We start from the raw sequence: 772 nt of genomic DNA, 5'->3' as shown, positions 1-772 counted from the left end.
AGACGGCCTGGGCGACGCGGTGGTTCTGAAGGACGGCGATGGCCTTGCAGAGATGGCCGGCCTTGCTCGGGCTGCAGCGTAGCTTTCGGAGGATCTTCCAGCTTTTGAGCTGGGCGTTCGCGCGTTCGCCGGGTCCGCGGAGCTTGGCGTGGGCGCGGTTGGCCTTCTTCTGGGAGGCGGGCTTCTTCTTGCCCTTGTATGGGGTACGGACCGGGCCCTCGGCGCCCTGGTACGCCTTGTCGGCCAGGGTGATGATCCCGGCCTGCTCCAGCGCGCGCAGGATGCCCCAGATGCGGGCGGCGCTCAGGTCGTGGGCCTTGCCCGGTAATGCTCCGGAGGTCCACAGGATCGTTCCGTCCGGGGAGGCGATGACCTGGATGTTCATCCCATGCACGCGGTGCTTGCCGGAGAAGTACGGCCGGTCGGCCTTGACCCGGTCGATGCGGATCAGCATGCCGTCCAGCACCAGGTAGTGCAGCCCTTCCCGCTTCGCTTTGCGCAGCGCCTGGCCGAGCTTGGGCGAGCGGGCCGACAGCAGCTTGACCGTCTCCTCCACATACCGCCACGCGGTCGCCGTCGACACGCCGAAACCGGCTCCGAGCTCGGTGAACGTCTCGCCCTTGCGCAAATAGACCAGCACCAGCAGTGCCTGCTGTCCCGGGTTGAGCCGCCGCCAGGGCGACCTCATGGACTTACGGTGGCGCCGGATCACCCCGGCGACGTAGTTCAGGGTCTGATGCGACAAATCGACGGCGGCACGGTAGAAAAGCAC

The 772-nt window shown here is 67.1% G+C and carries 1 protein-coding gene; it reads right to left on the bottom strand.

Translation table 11 applies throughout. From position 1 onward, the window contains the following. On the bottom strand, positions 1–772 hold a 772-nt coding region (locus OUY22_RS36675), incomplete at both ends, for a transposase family protein (protein ID WP_270159917.1).

This window comes from Nonomuraea corallina (assembly GCF_027620315.1).
Classification (GTDB): Bacteria; Actinomycetota; Actinomycetes; order Streptosporangiales; family Streptosporangiaceae; genus Nonomuraea; species Nonomuraea corallina.
Note: the sequence above shows the minus strand (reverse complement) of the source record. Positions and strands in the feature narration are given on the sequence as shown.